This is a genomic window from Pontibacter pamirensis (assembly GCF_010015475.1).
GTDB lineage: Bacteria > Bacteroidota > Bacteroidia > Cytophagales > Hymenobacteraceae > Pontibacter > Pontibacter pamirensis.
On the sequence record NZ_SSNI01000046.1, the window covers coordinates 1 to 25070 of the forward strand.

Here is a 25070-nt window from a genome sequence, read left to right on the forward strand (position 1 = left end):
GCGAGATGTTCAGCCTTTCCAGTGTGCCGTCCGCTTTCCACCTGCTGAAGTAGTAGTACACCAACTGCCACTTGGGAAAGAGTTCCGTCGGCAGGTTGCGCCATTGGTTGCCAAGGCGAAGACACCAGAAAATGGCGTCGGCAATAACCCTTAGCGAGTGTTTGCGTTTCCGATGGATGGGCAGTGATTCCTTCACAATATCCCATTGCGAGTCAGTGAGTCTCTTGTATTGAGATTGCATAAGCTTTTGAGTTTGGTTACCCATTGCTTACGCACTGACTCGCTCTTTTTTGCTCATCCTATAAATTTAAACATGCTCTTAAGACAACTAAACTTCTTAAAGAAACTCCGATCTTCTTTACAAAGAATGAATACAATTTTTCATTAAACAATACGAGAAAATTTCACTTGTACAGAATGTTCAATTTTGATCAACTCCCAAGAATGTTCATAATGAGGGGTAGTTATGATCAATTTTGTAGCAAAGAAATAACGCAGTACAGGGGGTACTTTTAACATAGTTATTTTTTATCATTCAACCTGAGTCTCTTTCTGACCTAATTTTCATCAAATTAGGCTTCTCTAATACAATAAATAATATCTATCTGATCAGTGACAAACTCAGACATTCTCCATCAATTTCAGAATATTAACACCTGGAAAAGCAACGGTGAACGTGCTCCACACAAGCCGCTCCTATTATTGCTAGCTTTAGGAGAATTACAGCGTGGCAACAACAATTATATAGTCTATACTAACATAGAGCAAAAACTTAAAGACTTGCTTATCGATTTTGGTCGTCCTAATACAAATGTGCGACCACATTATCCTTTCACGAGGTTAACCAATGACGGGGTTTGGGTCCTTGATAAAGCTATACAAGTAAATAGTTCAGGTGATGCCAGCCCTAGAGGGCTACGTGATAATAGTGTTGGAGGTAAGTTGCCTGATAAAATATCTCTACAGCTTAGATCCAATCCTTCCCTCTTTAAAATTTTAGTTGAAAATATACTTGAACAAAACTTTCCCGAAACACTTCACCATGATATTCTAGATGCTGTAGGCATAAACCTTGAGACTGTTAGAGGGACCTTTCAAACAAAGCGAGCTAGGAAAAGAGATCCACACTTCCGGGAAAGTATTCTCAAAGCCTACGAGTACCAATGTGCCGTTTGTGGCTTTAGTGTCAGACTTAGACATCAATTAGTGGCAATTGAAGCAGCGCATATAAAGTGGCACCAAGCGGGCGGTCCGGATGAAGAGGTAAATGGATTAGCCCTTTGCTCCACGCATCATAAGCTTTTTGACATGGGGGCTTTTACTGTTACTACAGAACTAAAAATGCGGGTATCAGATGAAGTAAACGGAATCGGCGCTAATGAATGGCTGCTGCAGCATGAGGGCAAATCCATCAAGCCTCCACAAAAGAAAGCATTTTACCCTGACCCCGCTTTCACCATCTGGCACGTGAACGAAGTCTTCAAAGGCGGGTATAGAGATTTATAGGCTTCCTGTTGTGCTATTTTTTGTCCAAAGTCCCTTGAAATCACTTCTTCCTCAAAAAACAAAAAGGGCAGCCAGGTGTGTTAAACCTGGCTGCCCTTTTGGGTGCTGCATTGGTGTAGTTTACATTGCTGAAGGTGGCAGCATCACTTTATCAATCACATGCACGACACCGTTAGATGCCTCTATGTTGGGCATGGTTACGTTGGCGTCGTTTATCATCACTTTATCGCCTTCCGTCATCACTTCCACTTCATCCTCGCTCAGGGTGCTTACCTTCATCCCGTTAGACAAGTCTGCAGCCATCACACTTCCTGAAGTGACATGGTAGGTCAGGATGTCTATGAGCTTCTGCTTGTTCTCTGGCTTTAGCAGGTCGTCCAGCGTACCAGCCGGAAGGGCTTCGAACGCTTCATTTGTAGGCGCAAAAACAGTATAAGGGCCTCCGTCCTGCAGGGTGCCAGCTAAATCAGCTGCCTGCAAGGCCTGCACCAGCGTAGACAGCTGCGGCGTGTTAGAAGCCAACTCCACAATGTTCGGTTCTGCTGCTTCCATGGTGGTGGCATCCGTCGCCATGGCTTCTGTGTTATCCGTCATTACTTCTGCGCTTTCTGTGGTTGATTCGTTGCCGCCGCATCCATACAGGAACAGTGCGGCACAAACGAAAATACTTACCTTTTTCATAGTTCTATCTTTAAATTATAAATTGGTTTTCAAATAGTTAACTAGGGAGTAGCTATATTGTTTAGTTAAATATTATTCTGTGCAGCGGAAGCAGCCAGGTTCTGTAGGCTTTTTTGCATGAAATGGGTTTATTCGTACAACGGCAAAGGTTGCCGCATCTTCAGAAGCGCTTCACAAACCAGAAAGGCACAAATGCATCCACACAAGAAACTTCCTATATACCGCAAGGGTGAAGAAATCTATCACCTCACCTCCTGCATTGTAGCGCTGGTGCCCGAAGAAGATGACATGCTGCAGCACATCCGGGAGTTTATGCTACAGGATGCTGCCTTGCTCACGGTAAAGGTGGCGGGCGCGGCAGGGGCCGACCTCTACGACATCCAGATGAAGAACGCCGTGCTGATACGGAATGCAGCTAGGGACCTGCTCACCAACTGCACCGCCCTGAAGCTCTACGGCTTTCAAGATACCACCTACCTGCCCCTGCTGCGCCAGGCTATTGAAGAATACCGGCTGCTTTTCCTGGAGTGGGTTGCCGGCTTCGACCCCTGGAATTATATCTGGGACGACTGGGGCCTGTTTAACCCGCCTGGAGCCAGTAAACAGGAAGACGAGGACCAGTAAAGGCAAGAAACTGATTTCCTTCCCTGAAACACGCTGGAAAAGGAATTTGTCTGATTTAGCCCGGCAGGAATACCGGAAGCGCAATTAAAACGGACCTGCGTTTTATGCGCTTCTACTTTACTATTATTTCCTATATTTACAGCTAAAAAATTAATCATTACGATGTATACAGGATTACAGCACTTACATTCTTACCTGGCCTATCTGGTATTGCTAGGGCTCATTATCAGCTTCTTAGCGGCTCTTGCTGGCTTGTTTGGGAACAGGACTTTTTCGGACAAAGACAGAAAACTAAGCCTGCTCGGCCTTATTCCAGTGCACCTGCAGTGGGTAATAGGCGTTATTTTGTACTTTATTTCGCCACTGGGGCTGCCTAATTTTTCAGGCGAAGCAATGGGCGACAGCGTAGCCAGACTTTATATGCTGGAGCACCCGCTTACCATGATCATAGCCGTGGTGCTGATAACGATTGGCTACTCCCGCGCAAAGCGCATGCTGGGCAAGAACGCAGGATTCAAGTCTATCGCCATTTTTTATGGGATTGGACTGGCGCTGATTCTCCTCCGCATTCCCTGGATTTCGTGGCCAGGTAACTAAGCGTAAAAGAGGCCCCATGTTCAGCGGTATATCCGCTAAATATGGGGCCCTTTTCGTTTAAGGCTATTATGCGGCGGTATAACAAAAGGCTTCTGTTAAAAGCCCCTCCTCTCCGGCCTACTTCACCTCAAAGGTGCTCTCATTTATTCCAAGCTTGTTTTTAGAGTGAAGCTCCACCGGGAATCCCCATAGGTAGCGGATATGCTCGAGGGTGCTCTGGGTGCTGTCGGCGTCCAGGCGGCGGTCTTTCTGAATGTAGTGCGTCAGGTACAGCTTGCTTGTTTGGTGCTGGTCTACTTTCGCTACCTGTATATTGGGTACATAAGAAGAGCGGTCGTATTGATAGCTCAGTTGCTGCCTTACTTTTTTATAGCCCCGCTCGTTGTGGATCGCTCCAATCTCATAGGTATCTTCCAACTCATTGTCCACGATGGTAAACAGCTTCATGTCGCGGATAACCTTCGGCGACAGGTACTGCAGTATGAAGCTGTCGTCCCTGAAGTTCTGCATCACATAATGCACCTGCTGCAGCCAGTCCTTGCCAATCAGGTCCGGGAACCAAGCCCTGTCTTCCTCGGTCGGCTCCTGGCAGATGCGCTTGATGTCCATAAAAATGTTAAAGCCGAGTGTATAGGGGTTCAGGCCGGAGTAGTATTTGCTGTTGTACTCGGGCTGGTACAATACCCCGCTATGGCTTTTGAAGAACTCCAGCATAAAGCCGTCGTTCACGTAGCCTTCCTCAAACATTTTATTGATGATGTGGTAGTGCGTGAAAGTGGCAAAACCCTCGTTCATTACCTTGGTAGCGCCCTGTGGGTAAAAGTACTGCGACACTTTGCGCACAATCCGGATAATTTCTCTTTTCCACTGCGGCAGTGCCGGGGCATATTTTTCGATAAAGTACAGGATGTTCTCTTCCGGCTCGTTTGGAAACTTTTCCTCCTCTCCTGCCATAGCCTCCGGCGCGGGCGGCGGTGTCGGCAGCGTTTTCCATAACTCGTTGTAATTCTCCCTTTTGATGTGCGTCAGCTTTTTCAGCCTTTCGTTTTCTTCCTTTGCCGATATTTTAGAGGGTTTTTTGTATTTGTCTACCCCGTGGTACATCAGGGCATGGGCAGCATCCAGCACCATTTCTACTTCCTCTTCCCCATGCTCCTCTTCGCACTTTAAAATAAACTCGCGCGCAAAAACCATATAGTCCACAATAGAGTCGGCCGAGGTCCAGTCGAGGAACATGTAGTTGTTGGCGAAAAAGGCATTATGGCCCTGGCAGGCATGCGCAATCACGAGCAGCATCATACAGGTGGAGTTGTTTTCCATGTTATAACTGATGCAGGGGTTGGAGTTGATCACCAGTTCATAAGAAAGCCCCATGCGGCCTTTGGTATAGTTGTTCTGGTTCAGGACGAAGTCCTTGCCGAACTTCCAATGCGGGTAAGAAGTAGGCAAACCGGTCAGGGCATAGGCATCGAGCATTTGCTCCGAGGTCACGATCTCTATCTGGTTCGGGTACGTTTTCAGCTTCAGGTACTCCCGCCCGAATCTGCTGATCACCTCGTCGGCCGCCTCCAGCGTGTCGTAGTCCCAGTTGGGGTTACAAAACATCGCTCTGTATTTATCTTTATCGTCCATCATCGTCCTCTTTCATTAAAGATTTTGAGTTTGATCTATTTAAGTAAGCAGCAGCCGACCGCAGGTGCATGTTTGCAGTATGGGTTTTCATTTTGCCCCTGTTCCTGTATCCAACCACCCCTAACCCACAATGCCGTCAACTTAACGAAACTGTGGCTAAACTGTCATTTCGAACATTCTTGAGGCGCGAGCCGAAAAGAGCCAGCGAAGCTGTGAGAAATCTGTGTTTTTTCATCACCCCGCAATGTTTCAGATTTCTCACAGCGTTCGAAATGACAAAAAAAACTTAGGTTGACGACATTGCCCCTGCACTAATATCTGCTAACAGCTAATACTTCAAAAAAAACTTTCATCGTCAGGCAGAAAAAACAGGCCTATCCAGAATGTATGGCGCAAGCCGACTTGTTTCAGGTAAGGAGGCACGAATTGCAAGCTTTTACCAGCAATCCACATCAGCAGGAGATCAAGGTGAAAGGTATGCCTCCTGAAATCCTGAAAATACTTCCTCATCCTGTAAATCCTGATTCAGACAATTACTCCGCTGCCACGGTCTCCCGCTTGCGGAAGAGCCCCTGGAAGACAGGCCAGATTTCGTAGGTTTCGTACACGTGCCGAATCGAGAAATCCTCATTGTTGCTGATGCGTTTGTAGGCCAGCCACAAATCGCTTTCCCTTGCCTTCCTGTTGATTTCGATATAGGCCATGAACTGGATAGCTGGTAAAATCGTGCTCTGCAGCAGTTTTTTGCACTCCAGGGCATCCTCCCTGGACCATACGTCCCCGTCAGATGCCTGGCAGCAGTACACGTTCCAGCTCTCGTCATACCTTTCGCGGATAATCTTGTCCATTAGTTTCAGGGAAGGGGCCACTACGGTACCGCCGCTTTCCCTGGAGTTGAAGAACTCCTCCTCATCTACTTCTTTGGCTTCGGTGTGGTGCCGGATAAAAACGAGCTCTACATTCTTGTACTGCCTGGTCAGGAAGATGTATAAGAGCGTGAAAAACCGTTTGGCGATGTCTTTTTCGTGGTAACCCATGGAGGCCGACACGTCCATGATGCAGAACATTACAGCAGAGGTAACCGGAATGGGCACGCGCTCAAAGTTGTTGTACCGCAGGTCGAGGTCTTCGAAAAAAGGAATCGTATTGGCCTGCCGGGTCACTTTCTCTATTTGGAGTTCGAGGGCTGCTCTTTCTACCGGTTTTTTGGTAGCGGCAAGCTGCTCCTGCAGGGCCTTCAGCTTTTTATCAAACACACCCTTCAATGCCAATTGCCGCCCCAGCGACTGCTGATAACTTGTTTTGATGTTTAACCGGGAAGGAACGCTGTCTCTGGTATAGCCGGCCCGCCGCATCGAGAAATTCTCAGTGCTTTCCATCAGCTTCTTCACCATGTTGGGTAGCGCCAGGTCATCAAAGAAATACTTCAGAAACTCTTCGCGCGACAAGACAACTGTAAACTCATCTTCTGTCGTATCCGGGCTGTTGGAACCCTTCCCGTTGCCGCCGCCTCCGCCGCCTTCTTTGGGTTTGGGCACACGGTCACCTTCCTGGAACTTATCATTCCCCGGCTTCACGATCTGCTTTTTCCCGCTTTTGGAGTCATGCCGGAAGCTAGGCTCATCCAGCCCACGCACAGGCACTTTCACACTGCCTCCGGTCTGGCTGTCAGTAATGCTTTCCTGGCTGATGATATCGGGGATGGCCTTTTTTATCTGGTGCTCGACCCTCTTCAGGAATTTCTGCCGGTTACCAGTAGACTTCCCCTTATCATTCTTTCTTCTATCAATTATGCTGCTCATGGAAAGTTAGAGAGTTAGAATGTTAAAAAGTTGTTCTGAGTTAGAGGGGTTAGGAATTTGGGAGTTAGAGAGTTGTTTTGAGTTAGAGAGTTGTTTTGAGTTAGAGAGTTTGGGAGTTAGAGAGTTAAAAAGTGAAAAAAGAATTTGTCAGGGTGTAATGTCTTGCTAAAAGAAATTATACCTCAACTTTTTAACTCTCTAACTTTCTAACACTTAAACTCTCTAACTCCTAAACTCTCTAACTCCCCCCTATCCCATCGTCTTTCTTACCCGCATAAACCAATCCACCAGAATGCGGATCTGCTTATCGGTATAGCCCCTATCCTTCATCCTTCTGGTGAAGTCCATGTGCTTCTTCTCATCCTCCTCATTGGATTTTGCAGTGAAGGACACTACCGGCAGCAGGTCTTCTGTATTGGTGAAGATTTTCTTCTCGATAACGTTTTTGATTTTCTCGTACGAGTCCCATCGTGGGCTTTCTCCCCCATGGTTGGCCTTGTAGCGCAAAGTAAAGTTGGTTACCTCGGCCCGGAAATCCTTTGGATTCGAGATGCCGGCTGGCTTCTCAATTTTCTCCAACTCGGCATTCAGGATGCTCCTGTCGAAAATCTCTCCTGAGTCCGGGTCGCGGAAGTCGTTGTTCTGCATCCAGTGGTCAGCATAAATCACATACTTATCAAAGATGTTCTGCCCATAGGAAGAATAAGACTCTATATAAGCTTTCTGGATCTCGTCGGAAATGAACTCGGCATACTTGCTGGCCAGCACCGACTTGATCAGGTGCAGGTACTTTGTTTCCGTTTCAGGAGGAAGCATCATTTTGATCACCTCCTGCTCCAGCACATAAAGCAAATGCACCGGGTTGGCGGCAATTTCTTCGCTGTCGAAGTTAAACACCCTGGACAGGATCTTAAAAGCAAACCTGGTGGAGATGCCCTGCATGCCTTCATTGATGCCGGCATCGTCGCGGTACTCCTGTATAGACTTGGCATTCGGATCTGTTTCCCGTAAAGTTTCGCCGTTATACACCCGCATTTTAGAGTAGATAGTGGAGTTCTCCGGCTCCTTCAGCCGCGACATAACAGAGAATTCTGCCAGCAACTCGATGGTTTTAGGAGCGCAGGGGGCTTTTTTCAGCGAGCTTTCCTGAATGAGCTTTTCGTAAATCTTGATTTCTTCGCTCACGCGCAGGCAATAAGGCACCTGTACTTTGTAGATACGGTCCAGGAAGGCTTCGTTCTTTTTGTCGTTCAGGAACTTGGACCATTCCGACTCGTTAGAGTGCGCCAGTATAATGCCATCGAAAGGGATAGCGCCGATTGGCTCAGTGCCTTTGTAGTTTTTCTCCTGCGTGGCAGTCAGCAAGGGGTTGAGTACCTTTATCGGAGCTTTAAACATCTCCACAAACTCCAGCAGGCCCTGGTTTGCCAGGCAGAGGCCCCCGGTATAGGAATAAGCATCCGGGTCGCTTTGCTGGAACTCGGCCAGTTTCCGGATATCGACTTTACCCACCAGTGTGGAAATATCCTGGTTATTTTCATCACCCGGCTCTGTTTTGGAGATGGCAATCTGCTCCTGAATGGAAGGGAACAGCATGATCACCTTAAATTTGTTGATGTCGCCGCCAAACTCCCGAAGCCTTTTTGAGGCCCAGGGGCTCATGCAGCCGGGCACATAGCGGGAAGGAATATTATACTCCTGCTCCAGTTCCTCGGTATAATCGGCAAACAAACCCAGCGGGCTCTCAAACACCGGGCTTACCTCTTCACCTGCCTTCAGCACATAGATAGGGTGCTGCTGCATTAAGTGCTTCAGCTTTTCGGCCAGGGAGCTCTTACCTCCTCCTACCGGGCCCATCAGGTACAGAATCTGCTTCTTTTCTTCCAGCCCCTGTGCCGAGTGCCTGAAGTAAGAGACAATCTGCTCCACGGTGCTTTCCATGCCATAGAAGTCTTTAAAGGCAGGATATACTTTTATCTTCTTGTTGGAGAAGATTCTGCTTAGCACAGGATCCTGGCGTGTATCCAGCATCTCCGGCTCTCCGATGGCTGCCAGTATCCTTTCAGCAGGCTTGGCATACACCTTCGGGTTTTTCTTACACTCATCGAGATAGGCAGCTACTGTCATCTCGTTCATAGAGGCACTGTAATTTGTCTTTATCTTTTCTAAAATGTTCATAGGGTGTGTCTTTATAACATAATCAGAATCATTTTATATAACATAGAGCAAAAGCAGTTTCTCAATCTGTTTGTCCAGAGTTTAAGCTACTGCTAAGCAACTAATCTTCTCATGGTGATTTAATGTCAGGGTGCTTGATTATTCTATTTCGAAAACAGAAGATACTTAATTTTCAGCAAAATATCTATCTGAAATTAAAATCTTTTGCTCTTTCTGTTACTCCTCTTCGTGTATAAGTGAGAACCAATACCTACAATAATGGTCCACAACAGCTGCTATCAAGGCTTTTACAAAGCGTGGAGGCTGTTCTGCAACAGCGCTTGCTTTATGCTGCCTGCCATAGAGTTAATTGAGTGCTTCGGAACACAAAAAAACCATCGTTCACCCTGTGTTATACACAAGGTGTGTATTTGCTTGAGCTGCCGAAACTAAAAAAACAAGGAGCAAGCAATACTTGCGCTTTGTTTTGATTTTGGGGCTAATACAGGAACAGCGTTTGGATATTATAAATTCAAAATGGATAATATTTTGTAAAAAAATTATGCAAAATACTTATACATCCTGCTGAAATGAAGACTAACTCATTTTGAAGGAATGTTTACTCTTCACCTGTGTCACTCCTTATACATTGTGCTAACAGTCATTTACCTGTCATTGTTTTTTATAGATGATTCGGGCAGGAATAGCTGTCATGTAAGATGACAAGCATACTTGACCTGTTTCATAGAAACCTGTTCCACAACTTTTACCCCTGGTTCTACTTATAAGGAATGAACAGCAATGTATAACTAATATAAAAGAGCTATGGAAGAAGAAAAGAAAAAGGCCGCATCGGTGCAGAAAGAAGGAGAAAAAGTAACGGGCGGTGCTGACGCAGCAGATAAGGACACCGGTACTGCTACCCCCAAAGAGGGCGGTGAAGAATACATACCGGATGACGACGCCACCAAAAGAGAAAATTCAACAGGCTACAATGAACTGCCGGAGCAAAGCAAGGTAGGCGGCGACTAGTACAGACCCAGAAAATATTCAGGATACCAGTAGAAAGAAAGAGCACCTTCGGGGTGCTCTTTCTTTGCCCCTTTAACTGCTGCATCGTGCCGGTTACTAAAAAAAACAGCGTACAGGATGAATTCATGAATTAAAATCATATATTTAAGCTATACCCTATAGGCCTGAATATGAGTAAGATATTCCTCATCCACCTCGCTTCTGTGCTACTTTTAGCGTACAATGCCGCTGCCAACCAACTACTGGTACCCATGGACGATGCCCAGAAAAACCATCTGAAAGCGTATGGTGTGGCATATTGGGTGCTGCAGCACCAGCAGGAGGTAGACTGGCTGCTCAACTACCGGGGCGGAAGCTTTGGATTCCGGCAAACGCCACAGTTTGAGGAGGAACTGCGAGCCAGGGGCGTCAGTTTCGCCATTCTCTCAGATAACCAGTACAACATTATTCTGCAGCAGATCGCCGACCCGGACGCGAACATGGAGGTGATGAAGTTAGAGAAAGTTCCGACTATTGCCGTGTACTCCCCCACAACAGATCAGCCTTGGGACGATGCCGTGACGCTGGTGCTCAATTATGCAGAAATTCCTTATGAACATGTATTTGATGAAGAGGTGTTAGCCAAAGAGCTTGCCCGCTACGACTGGCTGCACCTGCACCACGAAGACTTTACCGGGCAGTATGGCAAATCCGGCCGTCGCCACCAAAGCTGGCTGAAGGTACAGCAGCAGGAATCGCAGGAGTTGGCCCACAAGTACGGCTACAGCAAAGTGTCGCAGATGAAGTTAGGCGTGGTAAAAGAAATAAAAGCGTTCGTGGCCGGGGGCGGCTTTATGTTTGCCATGTGCTCCGCCACCGACACCTACGACATAGCCCTGGCCGCCAACGGCGTAGACATAGTAGATGCCATGTATGACGGCGACGACGTGGATCCGGAGGCACAGCAGAAACTTGACTTCAGCCAGAGCTTTGCCTTCAAAGACTTTGAGGTATACCTGAGCCCCTACGAACGTGAGTTCTCCAGCATCGATAACCAGCGCCGGGAGCGCGGTTTGTATGAAGGTGAAGACTATTTCTCGCTCTTCACCTTCTCCGCCAAATGGGACCACATCCCGTCGATGCTGACCCAAAACCATGAGAAAACCATCAGAGGCTTTATGGGCCAGACCACCGCTTTTAAAAAACAGTACGTGAAGGGGGGAGCCACCATCATGGGCGCATCCGAGGAGGCAGGTGAAGTACGCTACCTGAACGGCAGCGTCGGCAAAGGTACCTGGACCTTCTATGGCGGCCATGATCCGGAAGATTACTGGCACATGCCAGGCGAGCCCCCAACAGACCTGGCCCTCTATCCTAACTCCCCCGGCTACCGCCTTATCCTGAACAATATCCTGTTCCCCGCCGCCAAAAAGAAAAAACCTAAAACCTGATCAGGATTTAGGTGATTAAAATTCTGATTTAAAGATTCAGAGAATTGATAGCTGACGTTTCGCAAAAGTCTCGGCGGGATGACCTGTGGATAATAAAAAAGTATCTGTCAGCACGGAGTGAAGGTGTTTCCAGTCTTTGGGTTGAGCGCCTGGGGGAAGGGGCCTCTCGGCCTGGAGAGCACAGAGGGAAACAATGCAACTGTAGGTTAGATGCCGCTGGATTAGCCGTAACCACGCCAGCTTAGGCAGAATTATTTCCCTCTGAATGCTTCTAAATCTAAAAAGTCAGAATATGGCTTTTCATCAACCGGTTCAAACCACCCCTACCCCACCTTGTCCAAGGAGGGGAGTAAAAATTTTTATTAATATTTCCAATCATCTTCAAATTGCCAAATCTCCCCATCCCATGAAATTGTTTCATGTTAAGCCTTTCCTTTCCGCAACTCCAGCACCGTGATCTCCGGCCATATACCTACTCTTCCGCTAAAACCGATAAAGCCGAAGCCGCGGTTTACGTAAAGCAAGCGCTGGTTCGCCTCTGCCAGTCCGGCCCAGTTCTCGTAGCGGTATTGTGCCGGACTCCAGCGAACCAGCGGTGTTTCCACTCCAAATTGCATACCATGGGTGTGTCCGGATAAGGTCAGGTGCACGCGTGAGGGATGCTGCTTCACTACCTCATCCCAATGAGAGGGATCATGCGAGAGCAGTATTTTAAAGGTGTCTTCCTCCACTCCAGTGAGCGCTTTGTCCAGGTCACCTTCCTGTATAAAACCGGTGCCCCAGTTCTCTACCCCCAACAGAGCCAGTTTTTCACCATCCTTCTCTATCAGCACATGCTCATCCAACAAAAGGCGATAGCCCATTGAGGCATGATGTAGCTTCAGGCGCTCCATATTCGTCTCTTTCGCCAGTTCGCTTTCCCAATCTGCGTACATGCCATAATCATGGTTGCCTAGAATTGAATACTGGCCATAGGGTGCTCTTATCGCACCGAAAGCATCCATATAGGGCTCAATTTCAGTGGCATGGTCGTTTACCAGGTCGCCGGTAAAAACAAATAGATCTGACTGCTGTGCCTTTACCAGCTCAATGCCACGCAGTACATCCTCCACACTGTCGAAGCTGCCGGAATGAATGTCCGAAATCTGTGTAATGGTAAAGCCATCGAAAGCTTCGGGCAGATCATCAAAGTATAAAACATGCCGGTGCACGGTGTAGTCATACTTGCCTTTTATAGTACCGTAGACAAACGCAACAAAAGGGATACTGGCCAGTGCCAACGCAAACTGGCTTACAAACTTTCTGCGCTCCGGCAGCAGCTTTCTTTCCTGCTTTCCTGTACTCCCCAGCGTTCTCCTGAAGAAGCGTGTAATAGCAGTGGCAAACCGAACAAGGTCTTCTACAAGCAGCACCAGGCAAAAAACGATGTCTGTCACAAGAAATGTCAGAAAAGCATTGATAAACCACTGGGCGAGCGGTGTGGCGCGGTCGTCAGCGAAACGAATATAAATGGAGATGCCGAAGCCGATGAGGAAGGATAGAAAGAAAATCCAGTAAGTCCAGTACACCACTTTGCGCGCACGTTCTGAGCGCCAGTTCGCGGTAAGCCTTTTCAGGCCCTGAAAAACATACCAGTTTAGAAAGAGGGTGATAAAAACCAGTATTAAGATAAATTGTGACATATAGGATATTAAAATTTCCGGGGAAAATCAATGCCATTGTTTTGCAGCGTGGCTTTTGATCTTGTGCCGGTATAGGTAACGCAGCAGCAGGAACTTAAGATATACAATTGCCGGAGCAGACCTTCACACAGCCCTTTTTACCTCAACAAATATAAAGCTTCATCATTTATGACTAGATTCACCAACACAAAATTCGTAGACATTGCTGCTGTAGCCCGGAAGAGGTATACTGCTGCTATGGCTTAGATCCTATTACCCATCATGACAGACCCTACACCTGCAGGCGCAGAACCAAAATTAACGCGTACCACCCTTTGGCTGATGACGATTGCCTCAGGCATGGTGGTGGCCAACATTTACTACAACCAGCCGCTTCTTGTCGAGATTGCCAACACCTACCAGGTGCCCGAAGCGAAGGCTGGTGTGGTGGCCATGCTAACCCAATTGGGCTATGCCATCGGTTTGTTATTCATTATACCGCTTGGAGATATGCTGCGGCGCAAACGCCTCATTCTAATCGATTTTGTGCTGATCATCCTGTCGTTGCTGATGGCTGCATTCTCGCCTGATATTTATACCCTGATGGCAGCCAGCCTGCTGATTGGGGCAACATCAGTGGTGCCGCAGCTCTTTGTGCCCATGGCCGCACACCTGGCCCGGCCGGAGGCACGCGGTAAGGCGGTGGGCACTGTTATGAGCGGGCTGCTGATCGGTATCCTTTGCTCGCGTACGCTCAGCGGCTTTGTTGGGGCGCACTTAGGCTGGAGGGCCATGTTTGTAATAGCAGCGGGTCTGATGCTGGTGCTTTGGGTGGTGCTCTATTACCTGCTCCCGGAGGTGCACCCGCAGTTTAAGGGCAACTACAAAAGCCTGATGAAGTCGCTCGTGCACCTGTTCCGTACCGAGCCGAAACTGCGCCTTGCCTCTTTCAGGGGGGCTTTGTCCTTTGCCTGCTTCGGCGGCTTCTGGACCACCCTTGTGTTCCTGCTGGAAGGGCCGCCCTTTCACGCAGGAAGCGATGTGGCTGGCGCCTTCGGTCTCATAGGCGCAGGCGGCGCTGTGATGGCCTCTGTGATGGGCAGGCTGAGCGACAGGTATGATACCCGCATTTTACTTGTAGCCACCATAGGGATGATCATCGTGTCGTATGTTGTATTCGGCGTGTTCAGTACCAGCTTTATAGGACTGGTGGTTGGAGTCATTCTGCTCGACCTCGGGCTGCAGGCTTCTCATATTGCCAACCAGACGCTCATATTTACTCTCAACCCGCAGGCTCGCAACCGCCTCAATACCGTATACATGTTCACTTACTTTATGGGTGGCGCAACCGGCACAATCCTGGCCAGCCAGGCATGGCAAATATGGCGCTGGAACGGTGTGGTGCTGGTGGGGTTGGTGTTCTCCTCACTTGCTATGCTGGTGCACCTCCTGTTCGCCAAAAAGAATAGCCCTGCCTCCATCACTGTTCCAAAGGAAAAAACACCGGCTGATTAATCGACTATTTCATGCGTTTACTTCCTTCCGGTTGTAAGTTCCGTTTTGATGTGTGCAAAAAACCACCACTATTTCTTTACAGCAGACTCTCCTCCATGGCACTAATTTTTGGGAAGATGACTTTTCATTTTTAAAAGCTGCTGTGCATTAAAGCGCAGGTTTTTTGCACAAACAAAGCATATGATGCGTACTGAAACAAAGCAAGCAGTTTATGTATTGTACTTTCTAAAGTGAGTTCTACTGCTCCGGTTGAAACGACTTGTTGGTTTTATCGTTTTAGTTAGCAAGCACAATTTTTAATGAGACGTTAAATTTATATCTGATGCAATACAAAGAATTGCCGGTTCAGCAAAATTCGAAAGGTGAGCTCCGAAAGGTTGGCTTTGAGCTGGAATACGCGAACGTAGGCATTGAAGAGTCCGTTAGAATAATTCAAGCATTATATGGCGGAAAGGAAGAAATAAAGCATCGCTTTTCACGTAAAGTGACTGGAACCAGTGTGGGTGATTTTTCTGTGGAAATAGACCTGAGACTACTGAATGAAAAAACATACAAAGAGCCGCTTGATAAGCTTAATATCAACTTAAAGAATATCAGTGTTGGACAGGGTACCCTGGAGGATGAAGTAGAAATGGCCATGGAGAGCGTTATCAACAAAGTGATACCGTATGAAATTACCACTCCACCGGTGCCCTACACACAACTCGAGGTGTTCGAAAAACTCCGGCAGTCGTTGTACGAGCATAATGCCAAAGGAACAGATGCATTTATCACAAATGCCTTTGCCACCCATATCAACCCGGAGGTACCAGATACGGATGCCGACACAATTCTAAGGTATATTCAAGCCTTCCTGCTGTTGTACCCGTGGCTCCTGAAAGAAGGAGAAACGGACATGGTCAGAAGAATGACGGCTTTTATCAATCCTTTCCCGGCAGAATATGCAGTGCTTGTCCTGCAACCTGCTTACCACCCGGACATGGAGACGCTGATAGAAGACTACCACCGGCTTAACCCGGACAGAAACCGCCCCCTCGACATGTACCCTCTTTTTGCTGCAGTGCGTCAAGAGCAGGTGAACAGCTACTCCGACTTAGGAAAGGTAAATGCGAGAGAAACATTCCACTACCGGCTGCCAAACAGCTGGGTATCAAAGCCGGATTGGACGCTGGCAAAGGAATGGAATAATTGGGTGGTGTTGGAAGAACTGGCAAATGACCCCGACAGATTAGCGCAGATGAGCAAAGACTATTTAGCGCTGAAAGATGATACGCTCATCGGATTTGATAGTAAATGGATAAAACAGACAGAACAGTGGCTTTCATAACTAAGAAATTTAAGATTAACAGAGACAGACCTACCATTGGCGTTACAGGCCCGGACAGAGGAGGTGGCGTTGCATGGGTTTTTACTTCTTTAGCTGTTTTGATAGCAGGCGGCAAGCCTGTACGCATCACCCCATCCAGACCGCGCACCGCTGACGGGCTTCAGGGACTGATAATTGGCGGCGGCGCAGATGTGGATCCTACAACTTACCAGCAGGAAAATGTAATAGATGAATACCTCGCCAGAACTATAAATGAGCCTAACAGAAATATTTTCCAGCGTGTAGGCCGCTTTACCAGGTGGCTCTATTACCCCGCCCTCTTTTTTGCCCGGAAGCTTTTTAGCAGAAGCAGAAAGCACGGTTCCAAACTCGACCGCGACCGCGATCACCTTGAGTTTCAGCTTATAGACCAGGCAGTAAAGAAGAATTTGCCAGTAATGGGTATTTGCAGGGGCTCTCAGCTGCTGAACGTTTACTTCAGGGGCACGCTCTACCAGAACATCAATACGTTTTACCTCGAAGAACCCAATCCAACCAGTATTTTTCCGGTTAAAACTGTTAATATAAAACCGGGAAGTAAGTTAGCCGGGGTGTTGGGTGTCCATCAATTAGACGTGAATGCCTTACACAGCCAGGCGGTAAAAGAACCGGGGCAGGACATAGATATTGTAGCCCGTGAACCAAATGACGTGGTACAGGGAATTGAAAATGTAAAGCAGGAGTATATTGTGGGAGTGCAGTGGCACCCGGAGTATTTACCCACACATAAAAGCCAGCGACGGCTTTTCCAGGTACTTGTGCAACATGCCCGCCAGGTAGAAGTTCAGATTGAAGACGACGATATGCAGGAAGCACTCTCCAGCCCAAGAGCAGAGGCCTTGGAAGAAATGGAACGACAGGAAGAAGAGATGATGATGAGCGAACTGAACAGAAATCTGTAAAACCAGCCGCTACCGGTGCTGCTCATACTTAATTAGCTTTACCGCCTGCTGTAAGGCCTGCTTTTCCTCATTATCAAGCGGCGAGGCTTCAGATACCTGTAGTGCATCCTGCAACTGCTCATCCGTCCGGATACCCAGTACAGCAGAAGTAATGGCCGGATTGTCTATGACATAGCGGGCGGCAACCTCAGCTGCCGAGCGGCTGTTTCCCGCTACTCTCTTTACAGCGTCGGCTGCTTTTTTTACCTCCTCTTCTGAAAGGGTTAGGTATTTCTTTGCTGGCTTATTCACCAGCAGTCCCTGGGCATAACTGCCTCTGGCCAGCACTCCAATGTTATTTTCCTGCAACAGGTCCAGGCAACTTTCCTCCGGCCGCCTGTCCAGAAGGCTATACTGCATCATAACCGAGGCGATGTGCGACCGCTTGACATACTCCCTGATAACGTTTGGCCTGATGGAGGAAATGCCATAAACTCTTATTTTGCCTTGCTGTTTGAGTAGCTCGAATGCTTCAATGGTTTCATCTATCGGATCTTCGATGGTGCCGCCATGCAGTTGATACAAATCGATATAATCTGTTTGCAGCCGTTTCAGGCTTTCCTCCACTGCCTGCAATATGTAGGCTTTGGTAGGGTTCCAGTCCCAGCCGCTTCCATCGGGGCGCATATGGTTGCCTACTTTCGTAGCTAAAATTACTTTGTCGCGCATGCCGCTGAAGGTTTTGCCAAGGGTTTTCTCATTCTCCCCCTGCTGATACAAATCCGCCGTATCAAAGAGATTGATGCCTTCATCCAAGGCTTGGTGCAAGAGTGCAGCATTTGCGACCTGATCTTCTCGCAGCGACATACAGCCAAAACTTACCTCACTTACCTCTAACTCCGATTTCCCTAGTTTTTTATACTTCATACTTCATAAGTTTCTTCATCTTTTAGTATCCAGGAATTTCAGCATGATGGCTGCTTATTCCTGTTAAAATCTCCTGACTACTTTATGCAAATTAACTCTGCAGACCTGATAAAATATTCTTGATTAATGTCCGCAAAGAGTTTTATCGGGACGGCCTTTTGATAGCCTCACAGGATCCATAACTCCTTTAGCTCCAGCAGAGCGAACTTTTAGGGTAAGAGATACAGTTCGCTCTGCTGGAGCTTAGTGAGAGGCGGTATTCAAATCTATCAACAGGTCGTACCACTGAGACTTAAAGAACAGCCAGCGTTTTACTGCATGACAGTTTTATGATGCATTATCGGAAGTCACTGCATAAAGTTGCTCGTTCCGGAACGGAACCAGGGCAAGAACGACTGCCTGTTCGTAAAGTTCTTTTCGGTCCAGTACATTATCGGTGAGTATACCTATGGCGCCGCCTTTCTGTTTGGAGTTGGAATGGTTGAAAACCATATCATCGGCTGTTCCCAGCTCTATCCCCTGCTCCACCAGTTCGGTGACCGCGCGCGGCAGGAAAAACGCTCCGGAGCGAGCTTTCCCCAGCAGCTCTTTCGACCTGACAACAACCCAGGCAAAAGCCGCTAACTCACCACCTATTGAAGCCACTCCTCCTTCAATCCCAATCCAAAAGTCAGCATTCTGGTTGGCTTCACAAGCATTCTGTACTCTGTTTATGGCTCCTTCCAGTGTCTCTGCATCCGTCATCGGCTGATCGCCGACACCAGAGGGCACGGATACAGGTACAGCCTTGAATTCCACATCAGGGAACATGCGCTGCAAGCCACCTAAGGCCGCATTTATTTTAACAGGGTTAGCAGAAGCAACCACAATGGTTTTAACATTCATATATCTGTCGATTCTATTCTATTCTTAAATCACTCCATTCGCTTGCATTAAATTTTATAGCTCAAGTTGCGATTGTTATTTGCAGCTGAAATGAACCCACCCTAATCCCTCCGAGGAGGGGAATCTTCCTTTTTAACCGAAATTTCCTCATTGGAGGACTAGGAATGAGTATTCAGACGAAAGAGTTAAACTTCCATATAAAAAAATATTTTCCTCTTACCACGAAGCGTGAACACTTGGCCGGATGTACTTATCATATACCTCCTGCACGCCCTGCATCTGTTCAGCAGAAAGGGCTGGTAGCTCGGCTGCCTGAATATTAGAAATGATTTGTTCTGGTCTGGATGCACCCGGTATAACTGTGCTTACTTCTTCCGCCATAAGCACCCAACGAATGGCCCAGGACGCTAAAGGCTCCTGCCCCGGAAACAGCTTTTTCAATTCTTCCACGGCTTCGAGTCCTAAATCGAAATTTACACCCGAAAATGTTTCGCCCTTGTCAAAAGCCTCTCCGTTGCGATTAAAGTTACGATGGTCTTCCGGACCGAAGGAGGTCTGCTGGCTCATTTTACCAGTAAGTAAGCCGCTGGCCAAAGGCACCCGCACAATAATGCCGACATTGTTTTCTTTTGCCTTCGCAAAAAACTCTTCGCCTGGCTTCAGGCGGAACATGTTGTATATAATCTGCACTGTCGTCACGTTCGGGTATTGCATGGCCATCAGGGCCTCCTCTACCATCTCCACGCTCACTCCTAAATGAAGAATTTTACCCTGCTCCTTCAGCCGCTCAAACGCTTCGAATATTTCCGGTCGCCTGTATATTTCGGTAGGCGGGCAGTGCAGTTGAATCAGGTCAATAGTGTCACGTTTCATGTTTCGGAGGCTCTCTTCCACATAAGCCGTCAGCCGCTCCGGCGTATAACCCTCCGGCGTATGCGGCTGAATCTGCCGTCCGCATTTAGTAGCGATGTACACATGCTCTGTGTGGTTCTTAACCACTTTTGCTACAGCAGCCTCACTGTCGCCATCGCTGTAAACATCGGCCGTATCAATAAAATTGACACCCGCATCTATGGCTTTGTTGATGATGCTTTCTGCATTTTGCTCGTTAAAAGGCTCTCCCCAGCGGCCACCAACCTGCCAGGTACCCAATGATACTTCCGATACTTTAAAATCTGTTTTCCCTAATACCCTGTACTTCATGTGCTGTTTTGTTTTTGTAGTAAGACTATATTACCTCACTTACCTCTTCTGTTTGTTCTTTTGCCACAAACAAAGTGCGTGTTGGGTAAGCAAACTCAATTCCGCGCTTATTGAATTCTTCAAAAATACGAACATTGACTTTTTGCTGCACGTCCATATAAACGTTGTATTCTGAACTAAGTATGTAGTAAACAGATTCAAAATCGAGACTGGAGTCCCCGTAGGCAGAAAAATGAGAACGGTCGAATTCTACAGGCTGCTGCTCCATGATAATAGTCTTAATAAGTTTCGGGATTTCCTGCACGTTTTCCAGGGAGGTTTGGTATACAACGCTGATTTTAAATAGAACCCGGCGCCGTTGCATGCGCTTATAGTTGTGGACGCGTGAGTTGGTCAGGTCGCTGTTCGAGAATACAAGTTGCTCACCTGAAAGGCTTTTCAGGCGTGTTGTTTTAACACCAATGTACTCCACAACCCCCATTTTCTGATCTATAATAATAAAGTCCCCCACCTCAAAAGGCCTGTCGAAGAAGATTACAAAGTAGTTGAAAAGGTCACCCAGTATGTTCTGAGCAGCCAGGGCAATGGCAATACCACCAATACCAAGACCAGCTATAACGGCCGTAACGTCATACCCCAGGTTATCAAACAGGAAGACAAGGCCTATAAACCAGATCATCACATTGACGATGAGCATCAGGCCTCCCAACTGCTTCACTTTCTCTTCTCCGTTCGTTTGGCTGCGAACATAGGACCGAAGAACAACTAAAACAGCAGTGGAAATGAGCCGTATGAGCAGGACGGTAACAGCAATGGTAACTGCTATTTCTAAAAATTTAGAGAGCCTCGCAGAAAGCTCAAGGTAGTTTAGAGCAAAATACAAGACGGTAATGTATAAAGCCGGAATTCCAAAGCGGGCTATCCCTTCCGCAACATAATTGTCAATAGATGTGCTTGTGTTTTCTGTCCACCTGATGATTCGGTTTAGTATTATCTTCTTGAAAAGAATGATCAGTATAAAACCTACAAGTAAGATTCCTAACGCGATGAAATAATCCAGAACCGTGTTGTTAAAATAGGTCCTTGCTAAGTATTCGTTTAATTCTAATTCAGGCATGTTAAATGATTTCTGAAAAGGTAAAGTTGATGTTCAAAAATATTCTCTGGCTGCTGTTTCCTCTCCTGTTTCTCAGGCAGAATGATGTATGACGAAATACCCTTTTTGCACATGATGCTGCCGGGGTTCAACAGACAACATTACAAAACTATTAAAAAATCAGCACGAAGACAGGTTGAGCAGCCACCTTAAAAGTATAGAAGCTGCAGAAAACGCAAAATTTTAGCTGGAAATGCAGATAGAAATCTTGTAAAATTAGGTTCACCTGCTTGCCTCATTGCAGAACAAGCGGATTTCTGTAAAGACAAACCTGAGTATCAACACACTGTCATAACAGAGGCATTCGTGTTATTATATCTTTACTATATATGGCATATAGCTCCTTAACCCCCGCCACACTCCGCTTTTAAAAGTCTTCCTTCGCTTAACTGCCGTCTGGTTTCTTCTGCAGTCAGCAGAATTTCTTCCGTAAAGCTTTGTAAGTTCCGGCAAACCTTTTTCTATTTAGCCGTTAATAAATAATCAGGAGTGCTTTATTCATACATTGCTGACTTTAGATATTATAGATCCTATCAGATTTCATTTTAGAACATTTTTCGTTAATTTCGCTTTATTAGAGATACAACACGGACATATAAACAAAATAAAACATGTCAGAAATTGCTGAAATTATTGTAGATGGTAAATCCTATCAATTACCGATAGTGGTGGGTACTGAAGATGAAAAAGCCATTGACATTTCATCTTTACGCTCAGAAACAAGCCATATTACCTTAGATCCTGGATATAAAAACACAGGCGCCACCACCAGTGCCATCACTTTTTTGGACGGTGAAAAAGGGATCCTTCGCTATAGAGGCTACCCGATTGAGCAGCTTGCGGAAAAATCAAGCTTTTTAGAGGTATCTTACCTGCTTATCTACGGCTCTCTTCCTACAGCAGAACAGCTAAATGATTTCAGCGACAGAATCAGACGCCACACGCTGGTGAATGAAGACATGCGCAAGATTCTGGATGGTTTTCCAGCTACAGCACACCCTATGGGTATTCTTTCTGCTTTAGTAAGCTCTCTTACAGCTTTTTACCCGGAGTCGCTTAATTCTAACCAGACGCAGGATGAAATGGATCTTTCTGTAATCCGTTTGATGGCAAAAATGCCAACCATTGCTGCCTGGTCTTATAAGAACTCGATCGGTCATCCAGTCATCTATCCTAAAAACAAGCTAGACTACGCCTCTAATTTCCTGAACATGATGTTCGCCTATCCAACAGAGAGTTACGAGGTAGATCCTGTGGTAGTAGACGCACTAAACAAACTGTTGATCCTGCATGCCGACCACGAGCAGAACTGTTCTACATCAACAGTACGCCTTGTTGGTTCAGCACATGCCAGCCTTTATTCTTCTGTATCTGCAGGTATAGGTGCCCTTTGGGGTCCGCTGCACGGAGGTGCTAACCAGGCGGTAATTGAAATGCTGGAACAGATAAAAGCTGACGGTGGCGACTCTAAGAAGTTTATAGAAAAGGCAAAAGATAAAAATGATTCGTTCCGCCTGATGGGCTTCGGCCACAGGGTGTACAAAAACTTTGACCCTCGTGCAAAGATAATCAAGAAGTCTGCGGATGATGTGTTGACTGCGCTTGGTGTGAAAGACCCGATTTTGAATATAGCCAAAGAACTGGAAGAAGCTGCTTTAAATGATCCGTACTTCGTGGAGCGTAAGCTTTACCCGAACGTTGACTTCTACTCCGGCATTATCTACCGCGCGCTTGGCATACCAACCAACATGTTTACGGTGATGTTTGCTCTTGGCCGCCTGCCTGGCTGGATTGCACAGTGGAAAGAGATGCGTGAGAATAAAGAGCCGATTGGCCGTCCGCGCCAGGTTTATGTTGGAGAGACAGAGCGTGATTATGTAGCTGTAGAGAACAGATAATATACTCTGATACCATAAAACAAGAAAGACTGATCCTTGGATCAGTCTTTCTTGTTTTATACAAAATGTCATTTTGACCAGAAGGAGAAATCTGCCGGTTTGTTCTTTATGCCAAACCAGTTTGCTTAAATTTTGAAATGAAATTATAAGGAAGAGCAGTCATGTTATTGAAAAACGAAAAAAGAAACTCAAAGTACCAGCATCTCGATGCGGCGGTTTAACTGGCGGTTTTCTTCAGAGGTGTTTGGCTGCACAGGCTTGCTTTCACCGTAGCCTTTGTAGCGCAGGCGGTCTTTGCTGATGCCGTTGCTGCTGAGGTAGTCGACCACGGCTTTCGCTCTTCGTTCTGATAACACCTTATTATCTTTATCAGACCCGATGTCATCGGTATGCCCTGCTATCTCCAGTTTTACCTTCTCATTTTGCTGTAAAAGCTTGATGAGTTTATTTAATTCAGTCTTAGATTTTCTTTCCAGGTTATACTTGCCAGTATCAAAGAACAGGTTGTTCAGCACAACGGCAGCACCAGCCTTAATAGGCTCAAGGTATACATCCAGCGCCACCGGCGACAGTGATTTAGTAGAAGTATAATCAAAGCTCAGGCTGCTCATCAGATAGTCTGGCGCGCTCACATATAGGGCATACTGTTTACCTTCTGTCAGCACGACGGTGTATTCCCCGTTTACCATATCGGAGCTAACCTGCTGCATCAGCGAATCATTTTCCAGGTTATAAAGCTGCACCTGGGCTGCCAGCGGCTTTTTGGTACTTTTATCGAACACGCGCCCCTGCGCATAAGTGCTGTTCTCGCTGCTGCGCCATGCTTCCGGCACATCAAAGCGGTAAAGTTGTATAGTAGCCGCTCCGGCATCGGTATTCTCCTGCCTTGAATAATAGCCTACTGTATTATCAGGAGTAATGAAAAGCGATCCTTCGTCGGCATGCGTGTTCAGAGGATACCCTAAGTTCTGCGGTTCTGACCACTTCTGATTTTTCTCCCTGGTTGTTTTAAAAATATCCAGCCCGCCCAATCCCAGATGCCCGTCGCTCACAAAGTAGAGGGTCGAGCCACTGGTATGTACGGAAGGAGCCATATCGCGGCCTGTCGAGTTAACCGATGGTCCGAGATTCACTGGCTTCTGCCAGGAACCGTCTTCGTTCAGGTACGCTACCCATATATCCTCTTTGCCTACTCCCCCTCCACGCGTGGAAGAAAAGTACAAGGTACGCCCATCGGCAGAAAGGCTCGGCTGCGAATCCCATGCGCGAGAGTTCACCACGTTGCCCATGTTTTTGGGCTTGCTCCACTCATCCCCTGTTCTGAAAGAGATGTACAGGTCGCAGTCTCCCTGGCTGTCGGGGCGGTTGCAGGAAGTAAACACAAGCGATTTTCCATCACCTGAAATGGTGGCGGCACCTTCGTTTGCGTGTGTGTTAATGAGCTTAGAGATGGGCAGCGGGTCCTGCCACTCCCCTTTTACCCGCTCACTGATAAAGATATTCTCGTCATGGTCGGGCCTAGAACTGGTTCTGGCAGTATAAATAAAATAACGCTGGTCGGCGGTGGTATAGGGGAAATACTGCAATCCGAAACGGTTTAAGTTGCCGGGCATTTGTATCGGGTCAAAATCCACGGGCTGCTGCATGGCCTGTAAAGCGTACTCTGCCGTCTTCACCTGGCTCCGGGACCAGGCGACTAGTTTCGGGTTCTTTGGCTTGGACTTCAGGAAGGCCTCGTAATTTTTTTTTGCTGCTGCATACTCACCTCTCTCAAACTGCAGATCAGCCAGGTCAAAGTAATAGCCGCCATAGGTAGGGCTGTACGGAACAAGTTGCAGTCCTTTGTCCAGGAGGTTATAAACCGCCACTTTGTTACCCATCATCTTGTTCAGGTTTGCTGCCCGAATATAAGCCTCTACAAAATCCGGATCTTTGTCTATCGCCTGTGCCAAAGCGTCCAGGGCACGGTTAAAGTCGCGGGCGCGGGCATACTCATCTGCTTTCTCATACAAGCGCTCCGCTTTGGAAGAGCTGGTGCTTAATTTCTGATTTTGTGCCAGACCGGCGGAGGCAATAGCAACCGTCAGCAGCAAAGCTGCAAGCAGATTTTTGTACAT

General features: G+C 47.1%; 21 protein-coding genes and 1 pseudogene. 10 read left to right on the forward strand and 12 right to left on the reverse strand.

All coding sequences use genetic code 11. From position 1 onward, the window contains the following. On the reverse strand, positions 1-241 hold a 241-nt coding region (locus E1919_RS23420; RefSeq protein WP_162052977.1), incomplete at its 3' end, for a transposase. A 92-nt stretch (positions 242-333) separates the two neighbouring features. Between E1919_RS23420 and E1919_RS28190 the strand changes: the two are divergent. Together E1919_RS28190 and E1919_RS23430 are read left to right on the forward strand one after the other, a co-directional pair. Then, positions 334-516, forward strand: a pseudogene (locus E1919_RS28190) (protein NO VEIN domain-containing protein); the annotation flags it as partial. Between the two features lie 96 nt (positions 517-612). Further along, positions 613-1506 carry a phosphorothioated DNA-binding restriction endonuclease gene (locus E1919_RS23430; protein WP_162055842.1) on the forward strand — a complete coding sequence of 298 codons (894 nt, stop codon included), beginning with the start codon at positions 613-615 and terminating at the stop codon, positions 1504-1506. Between the two features lie 120 nt (positions 1507-1626). Here the strand turns inward: E1919_RS23430 and E1919_RS23435 are convergent, their stop codons facing one another. Next, a complete protein-coding gene (locus E1919_RS23435) occupies positions 1627-2187 on the reverse strand; it encodes a fasciclin domain-containing protein (protein WP_162055843.1) in 561 nt (186 codons plus the stop codon). Between the two features lie 117 nt (positions 2188-2304). Here E1919_RS23435 and E1919_RS23440 point away from each other — a divergent pair, with 117 nt between their 5' ends. Together E1919_RS23440 and E1919_RS23445 are read left to right on the forward strand one after the other, a co-directional pair. Continuing rightward, the gene (locus E1919_RS23440) at positions 2305-2811 is read left to right on the forward strand and encodes a hypothetical protein (protein ID WP_237144815.1); all 507 of its coding nucleotides are present in this window, start codon (positions 2305-2307) and stop codon (positions 2809-2811) included. A gap of 162 nt (positions 2812-2973) precedes the next feature. Continuing rightward, on the forward strand, positions 2974-3408 hold the full coding sequence (locus E1919_RS23445; RefSeq protein WP_162055844.1) for a hypothetical protein: 435 nt from the start codon (positions 2974-2976) through the stop codon (positions 3406-3408). 117 nt (positions 3409-3525) lie between these two features. Here E1919_RS23445 and E1919_RS23450 read toward each other — a convergent pair whose 3' ends face one another. From E1919_RS23450 to E1919_RS23460, 3 genes are all read right to left on the reverse strand, one after another. Next, complete coding sequence (locus E1919_RS23450) at positions 3526-5043, reverse strand: SpoVR family protein (RefSeq protein WP_237144817.1); 1518 nt, start codon at positions 5041-5043, stop codon at positions 3526-3528. Between the two features lie 530 nt (positions 5044-5573). After that, the gene (locus E1919_RS23455; protein WP_162055845.1) at positions 5574-6842 is read right to left on the reverse strand and encodes a YeaH/YhbH family protein; all 1269 of its coding nucleotides are present in this window, start codon (positions 6840-6842) and stop codon (positions 5574-5576) included. 249 nt (positions 6843-7091) lie between these two features. Further along, positions 7092-9020: a PrkA family serine protein kinase gene (locus tag E1919_RS23460; protein WP_162055846.1), complete on the reverse strand. Its 1929-nt coding sequence runs from the start codon at positions 9018-9020 to the stop codon at positions 7092-7094. Positions 9021-9824: 804 nt separating this feature from the next. Between E1919_RS23460 and E1919_RS23465 the strand changes: the two genes are divergently transcribed. Next, positions 9825-10031 (forward strand): hypothetical protein, encoded by a 207-nt coding sequence (locus tag E1919_RS23465; protein WP_162055847.1) that lies wholly within the window; start codon positions 9825-9827, stop codon positions 10029-10031. Here E1919_RS23465 and E1919_RS23470 read toward each other — a convergent pair. Further along, the gene (locus E1919_RS23470; RefSeq protein ID WP_162055848.1) at positions 10028-10171 is read right to left on the reverse strand and encodes a hypothetical protein; all 144 of its coding nucleotides are present in this window, start codon (positions 10169-10171) and stop codon (positions 10028-10030) included. The two genes, E1919_RS23465 and E1919_RS23470, sit on opposite strands and share 4 nt — an antisense overlap. Positions 10172-10201: 30 nt before the next feature. Here E1919_RS23470 and E1919_RS23475 point away from each other — a divergent pair, with 30 nt between their 5' ends. Then, positions 10202-11461 carry an asparagine synthetase B gene (locus E1919_RS23475; protein ID WP_162055849.1) on the forward strand — a complete coding sequence of 420 codons (1260 nt, stop codon included), beginning with the start codon at positions 10202-10204 and terminating at the stop codon, positions 11459-11461. Between the two features lie 422 nt (positions 11462-11883). Here the strand turns inward: E1919_RS23475 and E1919_RS23480 are convergent, their stop codons facing one another. Then, positions 11884-13143, reverse strand: coding sequence for a metallophosphoesterase (locus E1919_RS23480; RefSeq protein ID WP_162055850.1), 1260 nt, complete (start codon positions 13141-13143; stop codon positions 11884-11886). Between the two features lie 261 nt (positions 13144-13404). Between E1919_RS23480 and E1919_RS23485 the strand changes: the two genes are divergently transcribed. From E1919_RS23485 to E1919_RS23495, 3 genes are all read left to right on the forward strand, one after another. Then, a complete protein-coding gene (locus E1919_RS23485) occupies positions 13405-14637 on the forward strand; it encodes an MFS transporter (protein ID WP_202915984.1) in 1233 nt (410 codons plus the stop codon). A 322-nt stretch (positions 14638-14959) separates the two neighbouring features. Further along, positions 14960-15964, forward strand: a complete 1005-nt coding sequence (locus E1919_RS23490) for an amidoligase family protein (protein WP_162055851.1) — start codon at positions 14960-14962, stop codon at positions 15962-15964. Next, positions 15952-16905, forward strand: a complete 954-nt coding sequence (locus tag E1919_RS23495) for a gamma-glutamyl-gamma-aminobutyrate hydrolase family protein (RefSeq protein ID WP_162055852.1) — start codon at positions 15952-15954, stop codon at positions 16903-16905. Before E1919_RS23490 ends, E1919_RS23495 begins: the two co-directional genes overlap by 13 nt. A gap of 9 nt (positions 16906-16914) precedes the next feature. Here E1919_RS23495 and E1919_RS23500 read toward each other — a convergent pair whose 3' ends face one another. The 4 genes from E1919_RS23500 to E1919_RS23515 all read right to left on the reverse strand — a co-directional run bounded on the left by E1919_RS23500 (position 16915) and on the right by E1919_RS23515 (position 21016). Continuing rightward, positions 16915-17811: an aldo/keto reductase gene (locus E1919_RS23500; protein WP_162055853.1), complete on the reverse strand. Its 897-nt coding sequence runs from the start codon at positions 17809-17811 to the stop codon at positions 16915-16917. Positions 17812-18138: 327 nt separating this feature from the next. After that, on the reverse strand, positions 18139-18696 hold the full coding sequence (gene yjjX, locus E1919_RS23505; RefSeq protein ID WP_162055854.1) for an inosine/xanthosine triphosphatase: 558 nt from the start codon (positions 18694-18696) through the stop codon (positions 18139-18141). Positions 18697-18912: 216 nt separating this feature from the next. Beyond that, the gene (locus tag E1919_RS23510; RefSeq protein ID WP_162055855.1) at positions 18913-19899 is read right to left on the reverse strand and encodes an aldo/keto reductase; all 987 of its coding nucleotides are present in this window, start codon (positions 19897-19899) and stop codon (positions 18913-18915) included. A 25-nt stretch (positions 19900-19924) separates the two neighbouring features. Then, positions 19925-21016: a mechanosensitive ion channel family protein gene (locus E1919_RS23515; protein WP_162055856.1), complete on the reverse strand. Its 1092-nt coding sequence runs from the start codon at positions 21014-21016 to the stop codon at positions 19925-19927. Positions 21017-21666: 650 nt separating this feature from the next. On the opposite strand from E1919_RS23515, the gene E1919_RS23520 reads away from it, so the two are divergent. Then, positions 21667-22953 (forward strand): citrate synthase, encoded by a 1287-nt coding sequence (locus E1919_RS23520; protein ID WP_162055857.1) that lies wholly within the window; start codon positions 21667-21669, stop codon positions 22951-22953. A gap of 188 nt (positions 22954-23141) precedes the next feature. Here E1919_RS23520 and E1919_RS23525 read toward each other — a convergent pair whose 3' ends face one another. Further along, a complete protein-coding gene (locus E1919_RS23525; protein ID WP_162055858.1) occupies positions 23142-25070 on the reverse strand; it encodes an OmpA family protein in 1929 nt (642 codons plus the stop codon).